This window comes from Staphylococcus parequorum (assembly GCF_039237145.1).
GTDB lineage: Bacteria > Bacillota > Bacilli > Staphylococcales > Staphylococcaceae > Staphylococcus > Staphylococcus equorum_A.
Genome location: NZ_CP150682.1, coordinates 2,750,814 through 2,774,373, shown reverse-complemented (window position 1 = coordinate 2,774,373; position 23,560 = coordinate 2,750,814). Strand labels below are relative to the sequence as shown.

General features: G+C 29.1%; 17 protein-coding genes. 14 read left to right on the top strand and 3 right to left on the bottom strand.

Annotated elements, in window-relative coordinates; translation table 11 throughout:
* Nucleotides 1–6 precede the first annotated feature (6 nt).
* A complete protein-coding gene (locus AAA453_RS13665) occupies nt 7–1,011 on the top strand; it encodes an accessory Sec system protein Asp2 (RefSeq protein ID WP_081333678.1) in 1,005 nt (334 codons plus the stop codon).
* A 149-nt stretch (nt 1,012–1,160) separates the two neighbouring features.
* On the opposite strand, the gene AAA453_RS13660 is transcribed toward AAA453_RS13665, so the two are convergent.
* Nucleotides 1,161–4,055, bottom strand: coding sequence for a CDP-glycerol glycerophosphotransferase family protein (locus AAA453_RS13660; RefSeq protein ID WP_427705458.1), 2,895 nt, complete (start codon nt 4,053–4,055; stop codon nt 1,161–1,163).
* Nucleotides 4,056–4,235: 180 nt separating this feature from the next.
* Here AAA453_RS13660 and AAA453_RS13655 point away from each other — a divergent pair, with 180 nt between their 5' ends.
* The 10 genes from AAA453_RS13655 to AAA453_RS13610 all read left to right on the top strand — a co-directional run bounded on the left by AAA453_RS13655 (nt 4,236) and on the right by AAA453_RS13610 (nt 18,471).
* Nucleotides 4,236–6,683 (top strand): glycosyltransferase, encoded by a 2,448-nt coding sequence (locus AAA453_RS13655; RefSeq protein WP_325972063.1) that lies wholly within the window; start codon nt 4,236–4,238, stop codon nt 6,681–6,683.
* Between the two features lie 18 nt (nt 6,684–6,701).
* Nucleotides 6,702–7,940 (top strand): DUF6270 domain-containing protein, encoded by a 1,239-nt coding sequence (locus AAA453_RS13650; RefSeq protein WP_069821232.1) that lies wholly within the window; start codon nt 6,702–6,704, stop codon nt 7,938–7,940.
* A gap of 30 nt (nt 7,941–7,970) precedes the next feature.
* Nucleotides 7,971–8,837 carry a UTP--glucose-1-phosphate uridylyltransferase GalU gene (galU, locus tag AAA453_RS13645; protein WP_069821231.1) on the top strand — a complete coding sequence of 289 codons (867 nt, stop codon included), beginning with the start codon at nt 7,971–7,973 and terminating at the stop codon, nt 8,835–8,837.
* Nucleotides 8,838–9,480: 643 nt separating this feature from the next.
* On the top strand, nt 9,481–10,569 hold the full coding sequence (locus tag AAA453_RS13640) for a YSIRK-type signal peptide-containing protein (protein ID WP_340719232.1): 1,089 nt from the start codon (nt 9,481–9,483) through the stop codon (nt 10,567–10,569).
* A 61-nt stretch (nt 10,570–10,630) separates the two neighbouring features.
* Entirely contained in the window at nt 10,631–13,186 is a 2,556-nt protein-coding gene (locus AAA453_RS13635; protein WP_427705455.1) for a fibrinogen-binding adhesin SdrG C-terminal domain-containing protein, read from the top strand.
* A gap of 428 nt (nt 13,187–13,614) precedes the next feature.
* Entirely contained in the window at nt 13,615–14,178 is a 564-nt protein-coding gene (locus tag AAA453_RS13630; RefSeq protein WP_069821033.1) for a TetR/AcrR family transcriptional regulator, read from the top strand.
* A gap of 327 nt (nt 14,179–14,505) precedes the next feature.
* On the top strand, nt 14,506–14,694 hold the full coding sequence (locus AAA453_RS13625; RefSeq protein ID WP_069821032.1) for a hypothetical protein: 189 nt from the start codon (nt 14,506–14,508) through the stop codon (nt 14,692–14,694).
* 30 nt (nt 14,695–14,724) lie between these two features.
* Nucleotides 14,725–16,230 (top strand): accessory Sec system glycosyltransferase GtfA, encoded by a 1,506-nt coding sequence (gene gtfA / locus AAA453_RS13620; protein ID WP_427705453.1) that lies wholly within the window; start codon nt 14,725–14,727, stop codon nt 16,228–16,230.
* A complete protein-coding gene (gene gtfB, locus AAA453_RS13615; protein ID WP_069821031.1) occupies nt 16,223–17,548 on the top strand; it encodes an accessory Sec system glycosylation chaperone GtfB in 1,326 nt (441 codons plus the stop codon). The genes gtfA and gtfB overlap by 8 nt, the downstream gene beginning before the upstream one ends.
* Nucleotides 17,549–17,631: 83 nt before the next feature.
* Nucleotides 17,632–18,471, top strand: coding sequence for a sialate O-acetylesterase (locus tag AAA453_RS13610; protein ID WP_069821030.1), 840 nt, complete (start codon nt 17,632–17,634; stop codon nt 18,469–18,471).
* Between the two features lie 108 nt (nt 18,472–18,579).
* Here AAA453_RS13610 and AAA453_RS13605 read toward each other — a convergent pair whose 3' ends face one another.
* Nucleotides 18,580–18,885, bottom strand: a complete 306-nt coding sequence (locus tag AAA453_RS13605) for a monooxygenase (RefSeq protein ID WP_107510448.1) — start codon at nt 18,883–18,885, stop codon at nt 18,580–18,582.
* A 223-nt stretch (nt 18,886–19,108) separates the two neighbouring features.
* Here AAA453_RS13605 and isaB point away from each other — a divergent pair, with 223 nt between their 5' ends.
* The 3 genes from isaB to cidR all read left to right on the top strand — a co-directional run bounded on the left by isaB (nt 19,109) and on the right by cidR (nt 21,662).
* Nucleotides 19,109–19,705: an immunodominant staphylococcal antigen IsaB family protein gene (isaB, locus tag AAA453_RS13600; protein ID WP_107510447.1), complete on the top strand. Its 597-nt coding sequence runs from the start codon at nt 19,109–19,111 to the stop codon at nt 19,703–19,705.
* 195 nt (nt 19,706–19,900) lie between these two features.
* Nucleotides 19,901–20,749 carry a class A beta-lactamase gene (gene bla / locus AAA453_RS13595; RefSeq protein WP_427705450.1) on the top strand — a complete coding sequence of 283 codons (849 nt, stop codon included), beginning with the start codon at nt 19,901–19,903 and terminating at the stop codon, nt 20,747–20,749.
* Between the two features lie 37 nt (nt 20,750–20,786).
* Nucleotides 20,787–21,662 (top strand): cidABC operon transcriptional activator CidR, encoded by an 876-nt coding sequence (gene cidR / locus AAA453_RS13590; protein ID WP_071664897.1) that lies wholly within the window; start codon nt 20,787–20,789, stop codon nt 21,660–21,662.
* A gap of 833 nt (nt 21,663–22,495) precedes the next feature.
* Here the strand turns inward: cidR and AAA453_RS13585 are convergent.
* Nucleotides 22,496–23,440, bottom strand: coding sequence for a LacI family DNA-binding transcriptional regulator (locus AAA453_RS13585; protein ID WP_427705448.1), 945 nt, complete (start codon nt 23,438–23,440; stop codon nt 22,496–22,498).
* Between the last annotated feature and the right edge of the window lie 120 nt (nt 23,441–23,560).

Genomic DNA, 23,560 nt, shown 5'->3' with positions numbered 1-23,560 from the left:
TCTTATATGGAAAATAAAAATATTTTATTATTGGGGACGAAGTTAATTATGATTTATGGGCTATATGATGATATAAAATTTGAGTGTCAGGTAAAGATTTGGATAAATACCGGCAGTAGTGAGAATTTGATAAAAAAAGCTAGAAAAGAAAGAACTGCTTATCTAAAATATAAAGAATTATTATCAAATGATTATATACTTTATCAACATAAAGATAATATTTCTAAATTTTATAAAAGAGAAAGTTTCAAAGATATATTTTTGAGGAAAGATTTATATAGAAAAAATGGTGTTTTTTATACTCTGGAAAAACCAGAAGGACGCAAAGTAAATCCTAAAACGTCCAAAAAATTAATTGTTATTTTTACTAGTATGCCAGATAAGGAACATTATGATAGTTCTTTAGTCCAGCATAGAATGTTCCCCAAATTTTTTGATGGTATACAAAGAAATTTGCTGAAAAATGTATATATAATGAGAATCATGGACTTAAACGTTTCTCATGGATCTCATTATATTAAAACTATTAATTATCCTAATTATGAAATAGATATTAGAGATGCTATAATTGAATTAAGTCAACAATTAAATATAAAAAAAGATAATATTGTTTTTTATGGAGTTTCAAAAGGAGGAGCTGGTTCGATTTATCACGGCAGTGCTTTAGACTTTAAAACTCTGGCAGTGGATCCAATTGTAAACATAGGTGGGGATTTGGAAAATAACGATAGGCGCTTTCTTAAAAACCTTCGAAAAGATGATTTAGTTCCTTGTATTAATGAGAACTTAGAAAATAGTTCTAAGCGCAAAAAAGTGATAATTTGTAGTGAGAATGTGCCACTATATTTTGCTCAAACTAATAGGATTACAGGTGAAAATATTAGTATTATAAATTTAAAAGATGATAATATTAAAATTCATCCAGATGTTTCAAGAAATAGTGTGCCTGAGCAATTAATGATTTTAAATATGTTATTAGACCAATTTGATAAAAATATTTTTGGAATATAATGATTATATTTTAGGTTATGAAAAATAAAAAGATGACTCTCTTTAACTATGAGAGTCATCTTTTTATATTCTTTGTAATAAACTTGATAATAAGGCAAATTTAAAAATATTTACGTTTAATCAAAATTGATGTGAGGATAAAATTTTAATTAAAAAAGATTTTCAAATTCTTTAATTCTATCGTATTCATATTTTTCTAAATTAAATCTAGTTGTTGGTCGTTCTCCTGATAAAAAGTTTTTCATACCTATAAATATCCCATTTTCACTATTTTCAACTTTAATAAAATCTGTATCATTTAAAAATTGAGTTGTTGTATCTAAATCTACTGATATGACTGGAGTTCCGACAAACATGCTTTCATAAACTACCAAACCTAGTCCTTCGTAATAAGAAGATAATACAAAAGCATCAACTTTATTGAGTAACAAATAAGGATTAGTCATCCGATCTAAAACTGTAATCGCATTTTTGGCTTTACTGTTGTGTATTTGTGAAAGAGTTTTATCTTTGATAGGACCATAAGAAGATAAAATATATAAACGTGTATTCTCATCTTCAGAATATACTTTCTCAAATGCTTTAATTAGTCGATCATGTCCTTTTTGTTGATCAAAGCGTCCAATATTAAAGAAAACTTTTATGTTAGGATCCTCAAGTTCTTTTAAGATCTGTAATTTTCGTAAACCAAATGTATTTTTGAAATGTTGTAAATTTAATAAATCTAAATTATTGCTATTATCATTAGTATTAACAGTTTGAGAATCATAAGAATAAAAATTAATATAATCTCTAACTATATCAGTATTCCTTAATAAATAATCATTATTAATATCTTCTGTTAATAATTTTAAAATCAATTTACTTCTATCAATTTTATCAGGAACAGTATCTATAAAATCATCTTCGATATGAGAAGTATATACATTTTTTATATACAGATCATAAAGTAAATATAAAATATTTTCGTTTTCAATTAAAACCTGTCTTTTTTCTTTTGTATTAGCATACTTAACTAAAGGTAATTTATTGAATTGATTTATAGTATCCTGGACCACTGAATCTTTAATACTCTCTTGATTTATAAAGAATAATGGCAATGATTGTACTAAGTTAGATTGAGTTGTGTCAAATGTTCTAAAATGAAATCTAACATTTAATAAAGTATCCATAAAATTTTCATTCATTAAATCATTAATTCTTGTTAATCCGAGGAAGTTGTTTGCCACGACAATATTTTTGAGATTGTATGAAAAATGGTTGTAAAACCCTTTTTTTAAATTATCGTTAACTAAAACTAAATTATTGGCGTTTTGCCAAGCATCTGAAACTAAAAATTTATTATAATTCTTTTTGTTTTTATAATCCTCAAACATATCAGTATGAACATAAATCATAGTATTAGTCCCTAGATCTTTTAAAAATACGACTAACTCTGAATATTTTGCTTCAAATCCAGTATAATGTATATAATACTCAGGCAAGTTATTACCAAAAATTCTAGAGATTTCTCTGTATTGGATATCTTTTAACTTATCAGAGAATCCAGCAGAATTCCCTTCAATTGAATATTGAGTGTGCAATGCTTTTTCATCTGAAGATAAGATTCTAATTCCTTCGATAGGATAAATTTTCACATTAGAAGGTAATAATTTTAAATTTTCCACACTATTACTATTTAAGGCGTTTTTTTCAAATAATATTATATAATTTCTGTTTTCTAGATTTACATTTTGCAATAAATTTTTCAAAGCAGCTGTTATACCAGTATCCCATAGCGGGCCTGCAAACATATAGACATTAGGCTTATTATTATAGACAGGGTATCTAATTATGCTCTCATTTTCATTTTCATTTAGCAAAAAGTCTACTACTTTTTTAGTACCATCCATTGAATCTAATGGTGCATACTTCTTAATGAAATTAGTATAATCAACATCTGTATTATCTACTATTGACTCCATTAAGGAGTTGATATTCGTAACAATTTCAAATGGATAGTTTCTTGGATCTTCATATAAACCCCTGGATTTACTGTATTCCTCAATATCATAGGTGAATAAAATAGTCTTTTTATTTTGAGTCGCAAAATCATACATTATAGAAGAATAGTCTGTAATTAAGCCATCAACCATACTTAAAAAATCATATAATTCATATTCTTCTGGAAAAGGTTTTATTTTTTGACCTGAAAATTTAAATTTATTAGAAACCATGGAATGTAATTTATAAAATACAATTATATTATCAGGTAAATTTTGTTCTAAAGTTGTTAAGACGTTAGATTCATTAAAATCGATATCTTTATCATTTTTACTACCTCTCCATGTAGGCATATAAATAAAAACTTTCTTATTCTCTAAGTTTAAACCCTGTTTGATTTCATTGCCTCTGTCTTTATTAAATAAACTTGAATTTCTTGGAGACGGTGACAAATAAACATCGGATTTTAGAACGTTATCTAAATCTAAGCTTTTTAAAAGTTTATCGATTGTATATTCATTAGATAAAAATAACGAATCTGCCATCATGAAGTTACGTGAAATATTACCAAATTGAATATATTCTCCTTCAATATGCTTTCCTAAAGTTTTTAACGGTGTACCATGCCAAAAATTGTAATATTTCTGATCGTTTCTTTTTGAAAAGAATGGATAAAAAGTGTTGTCATTAATTAGTACTTTGGAAGTAGCAAGTAAATAACCATAATCGTAAGATAGATGTTCGATAATATTGACCTTATTAATTTCATAACTATGCAAAAGAACTTTCAGTTTTTCTGGATGTTTTGTTACTACATAAGTATCGATTTTCCTATTATTTAGTTCTTTAGCAATAGCAAAGATATGACCATCGATACTCTTTCCATGTAGACTTTCTAACAATATAGCATTATTATTTATCTTCTCATTTTGACCTTCTAAAAATCCTTTTAGATATGGTTTAGAATAGTGAACAGAACCTTTATATTTTAAGACTTTTTTTAATTTCTCCCTTTTTTCTAATGAAACTTTTTCCCTAAATAACTTTCTGAATTTAAACATAAATCCTCCCATAAACTAACTGTAATATGTTAAATAAAATAATCATATAATATTTTGATGAAACCCACATAATAAATATGATATTATGACTTATAACATTATACTAAAATATTGAATTAAATGTAAGATGATTCTATAAAATATTTTTTATACATGATAAAATGTATGTAGGTGATATTATTGATAAATGTAAAATATATAGTTAGATATTTTTATAAAATTTTTAGATTATATTTAACAAATGAAAAAGTGAGGAATATTGCTTTTTATATTAATAAGAGAGAAAAAATAAGGGTTAGGGATAAATATATTTTATTTGAATCGTATCACGGATCAAATTTCACAGGAAATATTTATTCTATTTTTAATAGCATGGTGAAGAAAGATCTAGATTTCAAATATTTTATAGTACTAAAAGATTTAAATAACCCTATAAGAAGAAAAATAGAAAAAGAACATAAAAGAAATGTGGAATTTGTAAAATATGAAAGCTATAAATATTTTAAACTTTTGTCAAAATCTAAATATCTTATAAATGATACTTCGTTTATGTCTTATTTTATAAAGAGGGACAGTCAAATATATGTAAATACTTGGCATGGGACCCCAATAAAGAAACTTGGAAAGGATATTGAATCTAATTTTTTAAACAACCATAAAAATATTCAACGAAATATCGCTGCTGCTGATAAATTAATATTTCCTAATAAATTCACGAGCGACACTTTTGTTAATAGCTTAGATTTAAATGGTATATTAAATGCAGATATTGGTATCTATGGAAACGCAAGAATGGATTTAACGATTAATAGAGATAGAAATAATCTACAAAAGAAATATAAATTAGAAGAAGATAAGAAAATTGTGCTTTATGCCCCTACTTGGGAAGAAAACTTGGAGGACGGTAAAGAATATGCATTAAAGCTTAGTGAAGAGGTTTCAAAAATACAAGAAACTTTAGGGGAAGATTATAAAGTTTATCTTAAAACTCATTATTTTTTATATGAAAATATTAGAAAGTATGTGAATAATGAAATACTTATACCAAGTTGGTTTGAAACAAATGAATTACTTGTTTGTGTCGATATGTTAATCACAGATTATTCTAGTATTATGTTCGACTATTTACCACTTAACAGACCAGTGTATTTTTATTTACCTAATCATAACCAATATATTGAAAAACGAGGTATATATATTGATATTAAAAAATTACCTGGCCATGCGTCGTTTGATTTTTCAGATTTAATTAATACAATATTAATCGAGGAAACTCAATATAAAAATACATATATTAAGCAAAGAATTAATTTCTTGCAACTTTATTGTTATTTAGATGATGGAAGAGCGACTGAGAGAGCAATAGATTTTATATTGGGTGAAAAAAACGAAAATAAGCTATATAAAAATAATAAAAAAACTATAGTTATTTATGGTGGAGGTTTTTACAATAATGGCATTACTAAATCTCTATTAAATCTCAGTAATAATATTGATTATAATTTATATGAAGTAATAATTTTAGAGAACGAACGTTTATTTAAAGATAAAGTTACTAATATTGGTAAACTTAATTCTAATGTGAAAATATTTTATAATTTTTCAAAACCCTATAGTAGTGCCCTTGATATGTTTAATGAAAAAATGTATTTCAGTAGAGGTTATAGAAGTAAAATTGTCGATAAAGTTAAAATTAAAAAGAATTTTAATAGAGAATTCAAACGAACTTTTGGCGAAATAGAAGTAGATACTATAATTGATTATTCGGCATACAACTCATTTTATACTAGTTTAATTGGATTCTCCGATGTTAATAATAAAATTGTATTTCTTCATAATGATATGGAGAGAGAATTTTATAAAATAATTGATAACAAGTATAAGCACCAATCAAATTTGAAAATATCATTTGAAGTCCTAAATAAATTTCATAAAATTATATCAGTTTCTGAAAGTGCAACTAGTGTTAATAAAAAGTTTTTATATCCAACATATATTGACGATTATAAAAAAATGTTTACTTTGAGTAATATAATTGATGGAGATAATGTTTTAGAAAAGGCTTCACAAGGGCATGAGAAAGTATATTATGATTTTGTAACTAAAAGTAATGTTAGCATAGAGAAAAAAGTAACTACATTTATTAATTTAGGAAGGTTGTCACCTGAAAAAAATCAAAAAGCGTTAATCGTAGCTTTTAATAAATTAATTCAATCAGATAAAAATGTAAAATTATATATAATTGGCGAAGGACCACTACTTGAAGAATTGATTAGCTGTATCAAAGATTTGAAGTTAGAGTACAAAGTATTATTATTAGGTTTTATAGATGATCCATTCAAACTTATGAATGACGCTAATTGTGTTATAATGCCTTCAATTTATGAAGGTCAGTGTATGGTTCTATTAGAAGCAAGAGTCTTACGTAAGCCGATAATTGCTACTGATGTTACGGGAATCAAATCAATAATTAGCAATGAAAATGGGCTGCTTATTAATACTAATATTGATGACATATACATAGGTATGTATAAGTTTATTCATGCTCAAATACCCTTTAAAAATTTTGATTTTAATGCATATAATAATGACATTATAGATTATTTTAATAATGTTATTATTAAATAATCTATAAGGAGAATTTAGATGATAACGTTAAGTATTATTGGAAGTTGTATAACAAGAGATGTTTTTAATAGCAAACATGTAACAAATTGGAAAAGCAATTACGAGGTTTTATCTTATCAATCTCAAATAACCTTTCCATCTTTAATGAGTAGGCCGATTGAGTATGATAAAAAGCATGCAGAATATAAAAATATGGATGATTTTTCAATTAACCAAATTCAAACAGAAATGAATAAAAGTATATTAAATGAGTTGATTGAAAATCAACCAGAATATATATTAATCGATTTTTATGGAGATTTATTTTTTGGTATCGTTAAAGATATAAATGGTGGTTATTTAACTAATAAAAGATGGCTTTTTTCAAGAACAAATATTTTCAACAATAATATAGAGAAGGGACAAACCTTATCATTTGAGAATAATTTAAAGAGTTATTATAAAATATGGAAAGAATCAATTGATAGCTTTTTTGATTTCATTAAAACTAATTTACCAAACACTAATTTGATACTACATCAATCTGAATTCGTTGATAGTTTTAAAATAGGGAATGTAACTAATTTTATAAAAGATGAAATTGGAATAGATAAAGATGTGAATTTTCTTAATGAAATATGGGATCATATGAATAAGTATATTATTAATAATTATAAAGTATTATTTATTGACCAAAGAAATAATTATAAATTAGATCCAGATCATATATGGGGAAGTCATTATGTACACTTTGAAAAACAATACTATATTGATTTTAAAAACAAATTAGATGAAATTATCATAAAAAGTGAACTTAACGACTATGATGAAAGAAAAAATAATGAAAAAGAAGTATCTAAAAATTTAGGGATAAAAGATTGGCAAATTATTAATAAGGTTCAAATACTTGATAAAGGAATTTTAAATATTAAAAGTGAAGGGAATTTGAATAATCAGTATCAACAATGCGCAAGTATTCCTGTTGATATTTCACCTTTTACAACGATAAAAATAAAATTCAAATTATATATAGACTCAAAAATAAAATTAGATGATAAAAGAATTCTTGCTGTTCGATCTTTTGATCAAAAGAGTAAATATAAACAAAATGATGCAAATCAATATATGTATATGCAACTAAAAGAATACCAACTTGATGAATGGATGGATATTGAATATGAAACTATTATCTTGGACGGTAATTATTTGAAAATTGTACCTATACTTTTTAGAAATGGAAATATATTTTATAAAGATTTCAATATTAATGTTAATTAAAATACAAAAACTATAAAAAGGAGAAATAAAATGAACAAGGTGAAAAAAGCTATAATACCAGCAGCTGGTTTAGGAACTAGGTTTTTACCAGCTACTAAAGCGATGCCAAAAGAAATGCTACCAATACTCGATAAACCAACAATTCAATATATTGTTGAAGAAGCAGCAAAGGCTGGAATAGAAGATATAATAATCGTAACAGGGAAACACAAACGTGCTATTGAGGATCATTTTGATATACAAAAAGAATTAGAAGATAATTTGTTTGAAAAAAATAAATTGGAGTTACTAGATAAAGTTAAATATTCAACAGATTTAGCAAATATTTTTTATGTGAGACAAAAAGAACAAAAAGGATTAGGTCATGCAATTTATACGGCTAAACAATTCATAGGAAATGAACCATTCGCAGTATTATTAGGTGATGATATTGTCGAGTCAGAAACTCCAGCAATACGACAGTTAATGGATATTTATGAAGAAAAGGAAAAGTCTGTTATAGGTGTGCAAACTGTTAAAGACAGTGAAACTCATAGGTATGGAATAATTTCCCCTAAATCAAAAGAAAATTCATTATATGAAGTTGAAAAATTCGTTGAAAAACCGAAACAGGGTAGTGCCCCATCTAATCTTGCGATTATGGGGAGGTATGTGTTATCTCCACGTATTTTTGATTATCTAGAGAACCAAACAATTGGTAGCGGCGGAGAAGTTCAACTTACAGATGCTATTGAACGTTTAAACAAAGATGATAAAGTATACTCTTATGATTTTGAAGGAGAACGTTATGATGTAGGGGAAAAAATAGGATTTGTTAAAACAACAATTGAATTTGCCTTGAAAGACAGTGGAATGAAAGCAGAAATTGAAGAGTATATTAAAGGGCTAAAACTTTGATATTATGATTAAATGATAATTCTAATAGGGCAGTTTAAAGTTATTTAGGTCTTTGTTGATAGTATGAGGTCTATCATCTGTTATTTGGATCTCTCCTATCTATTGATCTGTTAGCTATACTATGTGATTCTGGTAAGTTATCAATATAAGGTTGATGTTTTAATGATTTTTAAACGACTTTTTATTTCGAAACATACTTTACATGACTCTATTTTTAAAATAGTAGTAAATTCTTTTTGTATTATTTTGTATCAAATATATAAAGTAACTATAACAAATGTACAATTAAGTGGTGGACTTAAGATAATAAGCAATCAATTATACCTTTGGATGTAGCCATAATGTGAACAATTTAAACTTTCTAATTAGAGGATTATGTAGGTCATTATTATATGATCAATTAAATATAAGTTGTAGCCAAATGAGAGAAGATTTCTCATTTGGTTTTTTGTATTATTAAGACAAAATGATCATTTCGATTAGTAAAATAAAACATTGAATAATATATACTAATAATATTCTGTTTAATTAGAATATTGCAACTATATGGTGTTCAATGAAATAACCTAAAAATAATGAAAAATATTTATTAATGTCTTGTATTATGGTAATATCATTTTATAAAATATTAAGGTGGGATTTTATGAAGAAAAAGTTCGATTTTTTACCGAATAGGCAAAATAAATATTCAATAAGAAGAATGAGTGTGGGTACTACTTCAATATTATTGGGAGCAACTTTGATTTTTGGGATAGTTAATCATGAAGCAGACGCAGAGGAAAATAATACTACTAATGAAATATCATTCAACAATGCTAATAAAACTAGTGAAACAGGTAAATCTAATCTTCAATTAAAGCATGGTGGAGAAAGTGAAGTAGCTAATGTTTCTCGAAAAATGATGAGTAATGAATTAAAAGTAGAAAACAGCGAAGTAAAAGAAGAAGTACCAACAGAAAACAGTGAAGTAAAAGAAGAAGTACCAACAGAAAACAGTGAAGTAAAAGAAGAAGTACCAACAGAAAACAGTGAAGTAAAAGAAGAAGTACCAACAGAAAACAGTGAAGTAAAAGAAGAAGTACCAACAGAAAACAGTGAAGTAAAAGAAGAAGTACCAACAGAAAACAGTGAAGTAAAAGAAGAAGTACCAACAGAAAACAGTGAAGTAAAAGAAGAAGTACCAACAGAAAACAGTGAAGTAAAAGAAGAAGTACCAACAGAAAACAGTGAAGTAAAAGAAGAAGTACCAGCAGAAAACAGTGAAGTAAGAGAAGGAGCACCAGTAGAAAAAAATGAAGTAAAAGAAGAAGCACCAGTAGAAAAAAATGATGTAAGAGATAAACGCTCAGCAAATGAAATTCCGAATGAAGTACCAAAAGAACAACCAGAATATAATGATAAAATTATATCAGAGAAGAACGAAGAAACGAATTTGAAAAAACAGTCCAATACAAGAAATAATGAAAATGAGGAAAATAGATTAACTAAAGAGCTTAAAAACAAACAATTTAATGTAGAGCAACTAAAACCAAAGAAAGCAACAATTCCTCAAAATACTAAAAGAAATGAAAAAATAGTAAATGATTTTTATATAGAGAATAACATTGAAAAAAATGATCAAAAGAAGCTTAATAAATATTTACCAGAAAATATCTATGATTTATCATCAGAAGAAGTGAAAAAACAAATTTTAGCGCTTGCGTTGAGATATAATATTCTAAGAGAAAACTAAACCAATCGCAACGGCAAGATCTACTGAAAGAGCTGATTCAAATACAAAACCAAGAAAAATTTTGAATTCTAAAATCACTGGTAATGATGTAACCAATCAAGTGGATTTTACAAATACAACAATAAGCGTAAAAAATAATAAAATTAGACCTATTGATGCTGAAAGTTTTAAATTAACCATTTCTTTTAAAACTAAAACAGCAATTAAATCAGGTGATTATTTTAAATTTAAAGGTTCTTATAATACCATCAGTGATGATTTAAATCATGGCAATACAAGCGCACCAACAATTAAAGATAAGGATGGTAATATCATTGCCTTAGGTGTGTATAATCCAAAAACAAAAGAGTATACATATACTTTTACTGATTTTGCAGATAACAAAAAGAATATCAGCTGTAATATAAAACTTTCACAGTATATTGATAGAGATACGGTTCGTAATAGTTCAAATGAAAGAATTACTTATACATTTGGTGACAAAATTGTTTCACAAAATATAAGTGTTATCTATGATAGTGGCTATGAAGAGCAAGCATCATCGAATATTGGCTCAGCATTTACACATTATAATAGTGAAACAAAAAAATATGAACAAACTATTTATATTAATCCTAAGAAAAAAACAGCGTATAATTCAAAAGTTCTTATTAAAGGTTACAAAGATAAATTAGGTGATAGTTCAGCTCAAATAAATAGAAATACGCAGATTAAAATTTATAAAGTAAGAAATGGAGTTACTTTAAATGACAGTTACTACAATGATGAAGCAAATCTTATAGATGTAACTAATCAATTTAAATTCACAGAATATCTTAATGCAGTTGGAATTGATTTTGGTAATTTATTTGGACATTCTTATGTAATTAAAGTAGTATCTATGGAAAATGAATCACTTAAAAAAGATTTAATACAGTCAGTAGATATGTATTCTACAAGTCAATATGGTGTTTATAATTATGTAAATTACTATAATTTTATCAAATTAACAGACAATTCGGCAGAAGGCGAAGGTGAAGAAGAATCAGAATCAATTAGTGAAAGTGAATCATTGAGTGAAAGTACGTCAATAAGTGACTCTGAGTCAGTAAGCGAAAGCGAGTCATTAAGCGAGAGTGAATCAATTAGCGAAAGTGAGTCATTAAGCGAGAGCGAGTCGATCAGCGAAAGCGAATCATTGAGTGAAAGTACGTCAATAAGTGACTCAGAGTCAGTGAGCGAGAGTGAATCAATAAGTGAAAGTGAGTCGTTAAGTGAGAGTGAATCATTGAGTGAGAGCGAATCGTTAAGTGAGAGCGAATCAATTAGCGAAAGTGAGTCATTAAGTGAGAGCGAGTCAATCAGCGAAAGCGAATCATTGAGTGAAAGTACGTCAATAAGTGACTCAGAGTCAGTGAGCGAGAGTGAATCAATAAGTGAAAGTGAGTCATTAAGCGAGAGCGAATCAATAAGTGAAAGTGAGTCAATAAGTGAAAGTGAGTCGTTAAGTGAGAGCCAATCAATAAGTGAAAGTGAGTCGTTAAGCGAAAGCGAGTCATTAAGCGAGAGCGAATCAATAAGTGAAAGTGAGTCAATAAGTGAAAGTGAGTCGTTAAGTGAGAGCCAATCAATAAGTGAAAGTGAGTCGTTAAGTGAGAGCCAATCAATAAGTGAAAGTGAGTCGTTAAGTGAGAGCGAATCAATCAGCGAAAGTGAATCAATAAGTGACTCGGAGTCAGTGAGCGAGAGTGAATCAATTAGCGAAAGTGAGTCATTAAGCGAGAGCGAGTCGATCAGCGAAAGCGAATCATTGAGTGAAAGTACGTCAATAAGTGATTCAGAGTCATTGAGTGAGAGTGAGTCAATCAGCGAAAGTGAATCAATAAGTGAAAGTGAGTCATTAAGTGAAAGTGAGTCATTAAGTGAAAGTGAGTCATTAAGTGAAAGTGAGTCGTTAAGTGAGAGCGAATCAATAAGTGAAAGTGAGTCATTAAGCGAAAGCGAGTCATTAAGCGAAAGCGAGTCATTAAGCGAGAGTGAGTCATTGAGTGAGAGCGAGTCATTAAGCGAGAGCGAATCAATTAGCGAAAGTGAGTCATTAAGTGAGAGTGAATCATTAAGTGAGAGTGAATCATTAAGCGAGAGCGAGTCGATAAGCGAAAGCGAATCATTGAGTGAAAGTACGTCAATAAGTGACTCAGAGTCATTGAGTGAGAGTGAGTCATTAAGCGAAAGTGAATCAATAAGTGAAAGTGAGTCATTAAGTGAAAGTGAGTCGTTAAGTGAGAGCGAATCAATCAGCGAAAGTGAGTCGTTAAGTGAGAGCGAATCAATCAGCGAAAGTGAGTCATTGAGCGAAAGTGAATCGTTAAGTGAGAGTGAGTCATTAAGCGAAAGTGAATCATTGAGTGAGAGCGAGTCAATTAGTGAAAGTGAGTCATTAAGTGAAAGTGAATCAAATGATGAAAGACATAAGAATAAAACATATGAAGAGATAGATGACAAAAAAACGGAAGACAAAGAATTACCAGATACTGGGAGCAATAATAAAAATAATGGTTTGATTGCTGTTGTAACTGCTCTCTTAGGAATGGCTCTGTTAAGAAAACGAAGAAGAAAAAATACTGAAACCAATTAATTAGCTAATAATTTATTTAATCATAAAATACCAAGTAGCTAGATCAGTTTCGGTTAATAATGAGCTGATCTCATAATTTGAAAATGAGATTGGCTTTTTATTGCGTAAAGTTAAAATGCAGTTTATATTTGCTTTTAAAATAGTATTTTGGATAGCAGTATTTATTTTGAATATGTCAAAATTATGGAAAATAAATATGGTTGGTAAAAGAGTTTCTAATCCCTTAATTTTTGATTAATAGTTATAATTATCGTTTTTTTAAAATTTCTATAATTGTACTTTATGTTGTATAGTATATAAATACTCTATAAATTCTGGTTTTATAACTGTTTTGCGTAGAGAAAGAATTTTGATGTTTTGCTTATAAATAAAACTATTGAATAAATTATATTATTATATAAAATCTGTATAGAAAGGAAATTAAAAAATTGGAAACAAGAGATTTAATTATAGAAACAGGCCAGAAATTATTGATTGAAAAAGGATATTATTCATTAAAAATTGCTGATATTTGTAAAGAGGCTGGACTAGGTAAAGGGACTTTTTATTACCATTTTGAACATAAAGGTCAATTAATAGATATTATTGGAATGAGAATGATAAATGCAATGGAATACGAAATAAACTACTTGGATGATAAAAAGGAGACAGAGGAAATCATTCGAGATTTATTTAATGTTTTTATTAATTTTACAGTCGGAAAAAGCGTGTTGATAAATCGATTGATAGAAGCATCTAGTGAAAGTGCAGTAATGAATGGTGTGCGTACAGGTTATAAACCTTTCAGAAAGATAATTGCTATGAAATTATTTAATGATGAATCAGAAGTATCAGTTTTTAAAGCAAAAATGATTTTAGGTATTATTGATTTTTATATAAAAGAAGACATTTTAGAAAATGATTGTAGCAGCAATGGCAAGGTGTTAGCGTCTTATATAACAATGATAACAGACGGTATTAACGGAATTTCAAATCAGCATTTCCAAGAATAATTAAAAGATTAAAAAATAAGCTAAAATTATTATATTAACCTTGTTTTATATTACATCTTCAAAAAGTATGCAAGATATATTCTATGATGGAATGTTCAATGGCAATAGAATCGAAATTATTAAGAGTTACAATTTTTATTAGTAACTGACCAAAAGTCAGTTATTGGTAAAAAGTAAATTTACGTAATAACGTATGTTGAAGATTGAAAATAATACAACGATATAAGTTATAAACACAACTGAATTAGTCAGAAAATGTGAAACTCCAAGCTAATTGAAAAAATGAAAATAAATTAACTAATCATAAAAAAGTAAGAAGGTATCAATATGAGTAACAATGAAATAGGAAATAATGTTTTAGATAGAATGAATCAAGAAATCGAACAAGAATTAAGTGATTACGATGTTGAAAAAGAACCAAAAAAAGAGAAAAAGCAATTTTTAACACTTCAGTTTATTTCCACATTTATTTTAGTTCTTTTAATAATAATAAATTTAATGAAAGTATTTATTTAATATAAAGGTAAATTATAATGAGGTGCGAAGGTGACTATTTATAATATTAATTTAGGAATTGGGTGGGCGAGTAGTGGTGTTGAATATGCACAATTTTACAGAGCTCAGTTATTAAGAAGTTGTAGCCAAAAAGTTAAGTTTGTTTTTTTAGATTTTATTGATAAAGAGAATATTCAAACTTTAACTGAAAATATTGGTTTTTATGATGAGGAAATAGTGTGGTTATATCAATATTTTACAAATGTGAAAATAGCATCTACAAGTGTCACAATAGATGAAATAATAGAACAATTGCATTCTGAAGTAACAAAGATCGAAAATAGTGGCAAAACGAGACGATTATATTATAATAACAACAAAAATTATGCAGTCTGTTATTTGAAATATGAAGATAACGAAGTTGTCGACAGAGTGGAGTACTATTCAAATGGAAAGCTGCTTAAAAGAGATTATTTCACATATGTTCGTGTACTGTCAGAACACTTCGCTCCAGAGGATAATGTTGCGAAACTCTATATGAGATCGTTTTATAATGAGGACGGCTCGATAGCATATAATGAATATGTGAACGATGATGAAAGTATGTTTGTTTTTGAAAATAAAGTCTTATATACAAAGCAAGAATTTATAGCGTATTTCTTAGAGAATCTAGAGTTAACTAGTAAAGATATAATAATAGTTGACCGTTCTAAAAATGTCGGACAAACAATTATTCAAAACAAAGGTGAAGCGCACTTAGGCATAGTCATCCATGCTGAGCATTATAATCAGTCATCAACAAATTCAACTTATATTCTATGGAATAATCATTATGAATATGTTTTTATGAATGAAAATGAAATTGACTTCTTTATTACAGCGACTGATATTCAAAATAGGCTGTTAACTGAGCAATTTAAAAAATATTATCATAAAGTTCCCAAGATATATACTATTCCTGTTGGTAGCTTGAATACTTTAATTAAACCTAATCAAAGAAAATCTTATTCAATTATTACAGCTTCAAGATTAGCTCATGAAAAGCATGTTGATTGGTTAGTAAAAGCTGTGTTGAAGGCTAAAAAATCAGTTCCTCAAATTACATTTGATATATATGGAGAAGGCGGTCAAAAACAAATATTAACAGATTTGATTAAAACGAATAATGCATGGGACTATATCAAATTAAAAGGACATGTGAATTTAAATCAAGTGTATAAAGACTATGAGCTGTTTCTATCAGGATCTACGAGTGAAGGCTTTGGTTTAACTTTAATGGAAGCGATAGGCTCAGGTTTAGGTATAATCGGATTTGATGTTAATTATGGGAACCCGACATTTATCAGAAATCAAAAAAATGGTTATTTAATACCTATTGATTTAAATGAACAAGCTGAAGACGATATTATAAATCATATAGCTAATAATATTGTTCGATTTTTTGAAAGTGATATTAGCCAATTTCACGAAGTGTCCTATAAAATCGCAGATAAATTCACGCAAACTGTTGTAATACAAAAATGGAATAACTTAATTAACGAGGTGTTGTATGATTAATTTATTTGGAGTTTTTGATAAAAAAGCAATTGTGCTGTTTAAATCGTTCAAACATGCTGGTATACAGAGAAAAACAATTGTTATAGAAGAGAATGGGTTTTTACCAGATGATGTACTAACACCGTATAACTTTTTCGCCGGTAGCCATGAAACAATCTCACGCCCATTATTTTTTAATGAAGTGAAAATACCGAGATTTTGGAAGATAGAAGGTAATAATAATGGTGCATTCATCAAAAACTCAGATGAAATTAAGGCAAGAATTATTTATAAAAAGAATTATAAACAGAGAATTGTTGAACGTGTCGAATGGTTGAATAAACGTGGACATACACAATATATAGATTATTACAATAAACAAGGAAAGAAGTATGCACAAGTAATTTTAGATGCGAATTCACAAAGAAGAATTTTAAAAAGATATTTCAACCATGCTAATGAAGAATTCATGGTAGAGAATTTTGTGACAAATGACATTATGTTATTTTGGAATGATAAAGAATACTTTTTCCACTCTAAAATTCAGTTTGTTAAATTTTATCTTAATGTTACACAAGTTGAAACTGAAGATTTTTTGATTAATTCATTTTTAGTTCCTGCAGCAGTCCTTAATGGATTGCCTAATTCAGGAAACGACAGTATTTTTTGGCAAGGCGATATTACAAATGATATTATTAAACATATGGAAAATGTGCTTGAAAAGGGGAAGAAATCTTATAAAATTATTATACCAAGTCAGTCTGCTTACCAAAATGTAATAGACTTAATTGATGAAAAATATCATAATCGAATCTTCCAATCTGGTTATGTTTATAAATTCGTTAAATCCAATAATTATACTAATAAGGTTTTAACATTAACAAATTCTGATCAATTACCGCATTTAGAAAAAATGGTGCAAGATTACCCCAATATATTCTTTCATGTTGCGGCAAAAACTGAAATGTCTATGAAATTGTTACATTTGAATAAATATTCAAATGTAAATTTATATCCAAATGCTAAAAGGGAAAAATTTATTTCTCTATATAAACAATGTGATATTTATTTAGATATAAATAAAGGTTCTGAAATACTAGACGCAGTTCGTGCAGCATTTGACTATAATTTATTAATATTAGGATACAATACAACTGCCCATAATAAAGATGTTACTTCAGATGCCAACCTATTTGATGAAGCAATCCCTGAAACTTTAAGTAATACATTAAAACAGGTAATAGAAGACAAATCAAACTTAGAGGATCGACTGCAATTACAGTTGCAACAAGCTGGGTCTATTAGTAAAGATGAGTTTATAAAATCATTGAATCATTAAATTAATTTATAAATACTCACACTTAAGGTATGATATTTATGACTAATAGTACATACATTCCAAAATCGGAAAGGGAAATTTATATGAAATCAATTTTACTTATAGGGCAGTCTAATATGGCCGGGCGTGGCTTTATCGATAGCGTGAAGCCAATCGTAGATGAGCGCATTCAAGTGTTGAAAAATGGTAGATGGCAAATGATGGACGAGCCGATACATAGTGATCGTTCTGTTGCAGGTATTGGCCCCGCAGCATCGTTTGCTAAATTGTGGTTAGATGATCATCCAGATGAAACAATTGGCTTAATCCCGTGTGCAGATGGTGGTACAACGATTGATGATTGGTCAGAGGATCAAGTGTTAACACGACATGCGATTTCTGAAGCTGAATTTGCGATGGAAAGCAGTGAACTTATCGGTATATTATGGCATCAAGGTGAAAGTGATAGTTTAGAGGGTAAGCATCTTGACTACGAAATTAAGTTAAATCAAGTTGTGGATCATTTTAGACAAGCGCTTAATGCACCTCAACTGCCATTCGTAATGGGCTTGCTAGGAGACTTCTTAGGCAAAGCAGCATTTGGTCAAAGTGCATCAGAATACACTCAAATTAATGAAGTGATTACAACTGTAGCAGAAGCAAAAGATAACTGTTTCTATGTAACGGCACAAGGTTTAACAGCCAATCCTGATGAGATTCATATCGATGCCCAGTCACAGCGCTTATTCGGTATGCGATATTATGCAGCATTTTCACAAGGTGACAACATTAAAGACCCGTTACCAGATGAAAAGAAAGCGGATCATTTATTATATAAAAAAGAATATACAAAGAATGAACAAATGTATATGTTAGTAGCACGATTATCTAAGAATGAGATAACTTACCAAACATTTACAGAAGAAATGGCAAAGATGTATTAAAGTGATTACCCAGGAAATTTTAAAGTTTACACAAAATCCCCCAACAATACGCACACTTTTTAGGTGATGCTATTGCTGGGGTATTTTTAATACGCTATTGTCAAAAATCTACTCAACACGACCGTTTGTAATCTGTGTTAATCCTTCATTTATAGTGAATATTTTGGCGTTGATTTCCGTAACTCCCATAGTGTTGAGTCGTTCGCTATGCATATTTAAGTAACTTTCAGCATGCGCTTTACTGTCGAAGGCGTAAATACCACCTGCTTCTTTTGCTGTTTCGTTCTCGGTCCAAATTTTCCATAAAAATCCTGGTTCATCATTAATCGATTTTGCTAAATCCTCGAATTGTCGTGCCATTTCATCTCCAAACGGACCATCTAAAGGAAAATCGACTTGTAAGATATGTACCATAAAAAATCATCCTTTCTAATTTCATAATCATATATTCACTATACATGTTTAATTCGTATACTGTTAAAATTTCTCCTGATTAAGTTAAAAAATCTAATTTAATTCTGATAATAATTTTAATATATAAAAGAGAAAATCCTTGCAATTAACATGATTTGGAGTATGATGAAGCTGAATAATTACACTTGCCAAAAGGGAAACTACAAAATAGGAGTGATTTATTATGAATAAAGTAGTAAAGTTACTATCTTCAACAGTCATAGTATCAACACTTGTCGTAGGTTCTTCCGCAGCGTATATAACGAGTAATAATCAAGAAGTAAAAGCGCAGACAGAGCAAGTACAGAAATGGGGACACGGTGAAGGTGGAGCTAGTGGTGCCAACACTGAAAGTAGTGCGAGCGGTGTAGAATTAAAAGCTGAAACACCATGGTATAACTACGAAGGTTATACAACATATGATGCTTCATTTACACAAGATTACAACTTTGTAAGAGCGTTAAAATATGATAATGTCTCAATCGATGGCTATAAAGTAGATCCAAAAGCAGACTCTAAAGTTGAATATAACGAAACAATTTATGATACAACAGCATCATTTAATAAAGATGATGAAGTTGTTCAAACAACTTTCTTCACTAAACCAGATTCAGTTTCAAAGGATACGTTTAAAGATGCACACAGTTCTAATGAAATAACTGAAGAAGGAAAACTTGGTAACGAGGATGGCACGTTTGTAAAATATAAAACAAATGAAGGTAGCTACACAGCGTTCTTTGATACAAAAGATAATTTAATGGAAATGACTATAAGCCAATAGCCATACAGAATAATGAGTTACAGTTATTATAAAGTATGACTCGTTCACTCCTCATTGTTAGTGATTATGACAATGAGGGGTTTTTATTGTAGAAGCAAAAATTTAGGATTTATAAATAATTGTATTTTTGTAATATAATAATTATAGTTAGCTTAAGTATAAGGTTATATTTAAATTAAGGGGAGATGGATATTTATGAAAAAAGTTTTTTGGGGTTTAGTGTTTAGTGCATTATTTTTCATGATGAGCAATGGTACGGTATCAGCGAATGAATTTGATAAAATAGAAAAAGATAATAATACAACAGTTGGAGTATATGGCATTAATACTGAGAATGGTAAAAAAGTTCAACATAATGCGAATGAACGTTTTGCATTTGCTTCTACTTTTAAAGCTATCGCGAGCGGTGTGTTATTAAATAATCATTCAGAAAAAGATTTAAATAAAAAAATAACAATTAATGAAGCAGATATTGTAGAATATTCACCTGTAACTGAAAATTACATAGGCAAACAGATGACACTTAAAGATTTAATTAAAGCATCTATGTTACAAAGTGATAATACGGCTAATAATAAAATAATGGAAGAACTTGGTGGCGTTAAAGCCTTTAAACATGAGTTGAAGCAATTGGGTGACAATATTTCTAATCCAAAACGCTTAGAACCGGAGTTAAATCTCTATGATCCAAATAGTACAGCCGATACTACAACACCTAGAGCTGCAGCACAGACATTAAATACAATTTTAACAAGTGACCAAATAAGTGACGGAAATTTAGATTTACTGAAACAAGTTATGATTGAAAATGAAACAGGCGATAGTTTAATTAAAGCAGGTGTATCAGACAACTATATCGTCGGAGATAAAAGTGGTCAGGGCTTAACATATGCTACGCGTAATGATTTGGCATTTATCTATCCAGATAAACATAAAAACCCAATCATTCTTGCAATTTACACAAAACAAGATGATAAAGATGGTCAGCCAGATGATAAAGTGATCGCAGATGCTGCTGAAGAAGCAATTGCACAATTACGCTAAGGTAATAAAATGATAGGGCTATTCAGAGGAGCAGAATATGGAAATAAAACAAATGAAATATTTTGTAGAAGTTGTGAGAAATGGTGGAATGACACAAGCTTCAGAACATTTATATATCGCACAGTCTACAATTAGTAAAAATATTAAAAGCATTGAAAACGAATTTGACATTACTTTGTTTGATAGAAGAAAAAAACATATTATTCTAACGGATATAGGACAGATTTTTTATGATAAGTGTGTGGAAGCATTAGCAGTCTTAGATGATTTATCATTAGAAATGGGCGACGTCACGAATTTAGAAAGAGGTCATATCCGCATCGGCATATCGGCAATTATGAATGTCAGGTTGTTTACGGAAAGTTTAAACCAGTTTCATTCCCGATATCCTAATGTGACATATGAAGTCATTGAAGGCGGCGGGAAAGCAGTCGAATTTTATTTGAACAACGATGAAATTGACGTCGGTATTACAACTTTACCAGTGGATGAGGATATCTATTATGCGGTACCTCTATATAAGGAGAAGTTATTACTTATCGTTGATAAAAATTCTGAGTTAGCCCAACAATCATCTATCTATTTAGGTGATTTGAAAGATGAGAGCTTTATTATGTTTCATGATGACTATTACCTGAAAGATCAAATTATAGAAAGCTGTAGAAAAGTAGGATTTCATCCTAAAACAGTAGCTAAAATGTCTCAAATTACTTTTATAGAAAATATGATTCGTGATGGTATTGGCGTGAGTATATTACCTGAAAGTATCGTCAATATCTTAAATGATGGTGTTGTCGGCATTGAAATAAGTGGTGCTGATGTAGCGTGGAATTTAGGTGTTATATGGAAGAAAGAAAGTTATATGAATCACGTTACGCATGAATGGATTAATTTTTTAAAGGATTTGAAATAAAAAAGTGTCATTAAAGTTAAAGTATTCCACTAAGGAATGTCAAATATTCCAACTATGTATTTTAATCATAGATAAAGGCGTAATATAATAGAAGTTGTAGAGGGTTATGAGTACTGATTAACTGATCATTGCAAAATGATTATAAGTTGAGTTTTCAATATGTATGAATATCCACGTACAATCAATATATGATAGCTTTTATAATAAATGATAATTCAACTCAGGACTCATAACGGCAGAAGATAACTAAGGGAGTCCTCAAATTTTATAAAGATGGTAATCATAACGTACTAATCAGAGATGAAAGTAGGATTAGATACGTGATGCATTTGTAATATAGATACAAATGTATCGTATGTTAACCAATGCTTGCACAGTCGCGTGTTTTAGAAATTATAGTTAAAACCAATAAAATTCATCAGTTCTCCCATTAAAAAACTGAAAACAACCCCTATCTCTCTAAATATTGGTTAACTTTTTTCTGTACAAACAAGATGTGTTGTAACACGTGACTTGCAAGCAATATATAAAGCGCGCGTTATATTAACGGTATTTTAGCAAGTAGCATGTCATTGCATTATAAAGTGATAGGTGTACGCGATGTTGTATAACAGACAACAAGACAGGCACCATGCAATTTGGTAATGGCATTTCTAGATTATAAAAATCACTTGTTAGATGCCTTCATATATTTAAGAAAGCTTATGCTTCAGTTGAAGTAATATTAAAAAGTAATAACCCTCTAGATAAATATCTCTCAAACAAGAGCGACCCTAACTACACTGTCCAATGTAGCTAGGGTCGCTTTGTTAATTTAATGAAATTTGCATGTATTAAATATTATTCTGTAATGATGGATGTAAATGATATGCTGCATGGGTTGGTTCATTTTTAATAACTTTATCTAACGTAGTCACGATTTGTTGAGCGATTTCAGATGTAGGAACACCGATAGCATTGACAGGATAATCTAATTTTTTAATTTGTGGAATATTATCGTAAGAGTAAATCATTGGTTGATTCTCAGGTCCAATGGCATTAATCGTCCCTACAGTAATATCGTAACTTCCGCAAATCACGCCAGGAGAAAGCGTGTCGGTTTTTAAATGTTGCTTCACGGATGCTTCTGCTTCTATCGCGTTCAATCCATTAGAATCGATAATACGATAGGTAATGTTTTGTGCATTGCAGTAATCAGTAATCGCATCTTTTTTAGCGATTTGACGGGCGTCATTTGTATTAATATCGCCTATGTAATCAATCGTTTGAATACCTTGTTCTAATAAGGCATTAATGGCCATAATCATCGCTTCTGCATGATTGACATTGATAATCGGGTAGGGAATATCTCTATCTACACCATATGCGACTACCGGTACGTTATTATAAATTTCAGGCGGTAAGTTTGAATTGTCACCTTCATCAAAGATAACGATACCATCACAGCCAAATTCAACAAATTTCTTTGAAGCGGCCGCAACGTCATCGATTGAAACAAACATGACATAACCGAGTGATTTAATGGCTCTATTAATTTCTGAAATGAGATGGGTCACGGCAACACGATCTACGGAAGGCCAGATTAATCCAATCGTGCCACTTCTTTTAGAAACGAGTGCTCGAGCCGAATGATTAGGTATGTAATTCATTTCAAGCGCTTTTTGTTGAATCATTTGTTTTGTTTTTGGTTTAACGAGTTGGGAATTTTTTAATGCTTTACTGACCGTGGAATAACTGACACCACAGGCTTCGGCAACGTCTTTTAAAGTAACAGCCATAAAAGTTCTCCTTGAAATAGATTGATTTAAGTTAGAATTAATTATACCATAGAGATAAGCGTTAGAATATTTTTTTGAATCTTAATAACAACGTTGTTATTTTCAGAGGTCAAACACAAA

Coding starts and splice junctions, on each gene's coding strand:
- AAA453_RS13665 (WP_081333678.1), top strand. CDS start 7: ATGGAAAATAAAAATATTTTATTATTGGGGACGAAGTTAATTATGATT.
- AAA453_RS13660 (WP_427705458.1), bottom strand. CDS start 4,055: ATGTTTAAATTCAGAAAGTTATTTAGGGAAAAAGTTTCATTAGAAAAA.
- AAA453_RS13650 (WP_069821232.1), top strand. CDS start 6,702: ATGATAACGTTAAGTATTATTGGAAGTTGTATAACAAGAGATGTTTTT.
- galU (WP_069821231.1), top strand. CDS start 7,971: ATGAACAAGGTGAAAAAAGCTATAATACCAGCAGCTGGTTTAGGAACT.
- AAA453_RS13640 (WP_340719232.1), top strand. CDS start 9,481: ATGAAGAAAAAGTTCGATTTTTTACCGAATAGGCAAAATAAATATTCA.
- AAA453_RS13625 (WP_069821032.1), top strand. CDS start 14,506: ATGAGTAACAATGAAATAGGAAATAATGTTTTAGATAGAATGAATCAA.
- gtfB (WP_069821031.1), top strand. CDS start 16,223: ATGATTAATTTATTTGGAGTTTTTGATAAAAAAGCAATTGTGCTGTTT.
- AAA453_RS13610 (WP_069821030.1), top strand. CDS start 17,632: ATGAAATCAATTTTACTTATAGGGCAGTCTAATATGGCCGGGCGTGGC.
- AAA453_RS13605 (WP_107510448.1), bottom strand. CDS start 18,885: ATGGTACATATCTTACAAGTCGATTTTCCTTTAGATGGTCCGTTTGGA.
- isaB (WP_107510447.1), top strand. CDS start 19,109: ATGAATAAAGTAGTAAAGTTACTATCTTCAACAGTCATAGTATCAACA.
- bla (WP_427705450.1), top strand. CDS start 19,901: ATGAAAAAAGTTTTTTGGGGTTTAGTGTTTAGTGCATTATTTTTCATG.
- cidR (WP_071664897.1), top strand. CDS start 20,787: ATGGAAATAAAACAAATGAAATATTTTGTAGAAGTTGTGAGAAATGGT.
- AAA453_RS13585 (WP_427705448.1), bottom strand. CDS start 23,440: ATGGCTGTTACTTTAAAAGACGTTGCCGAAGCCTGTGGTGTCAGTTAT.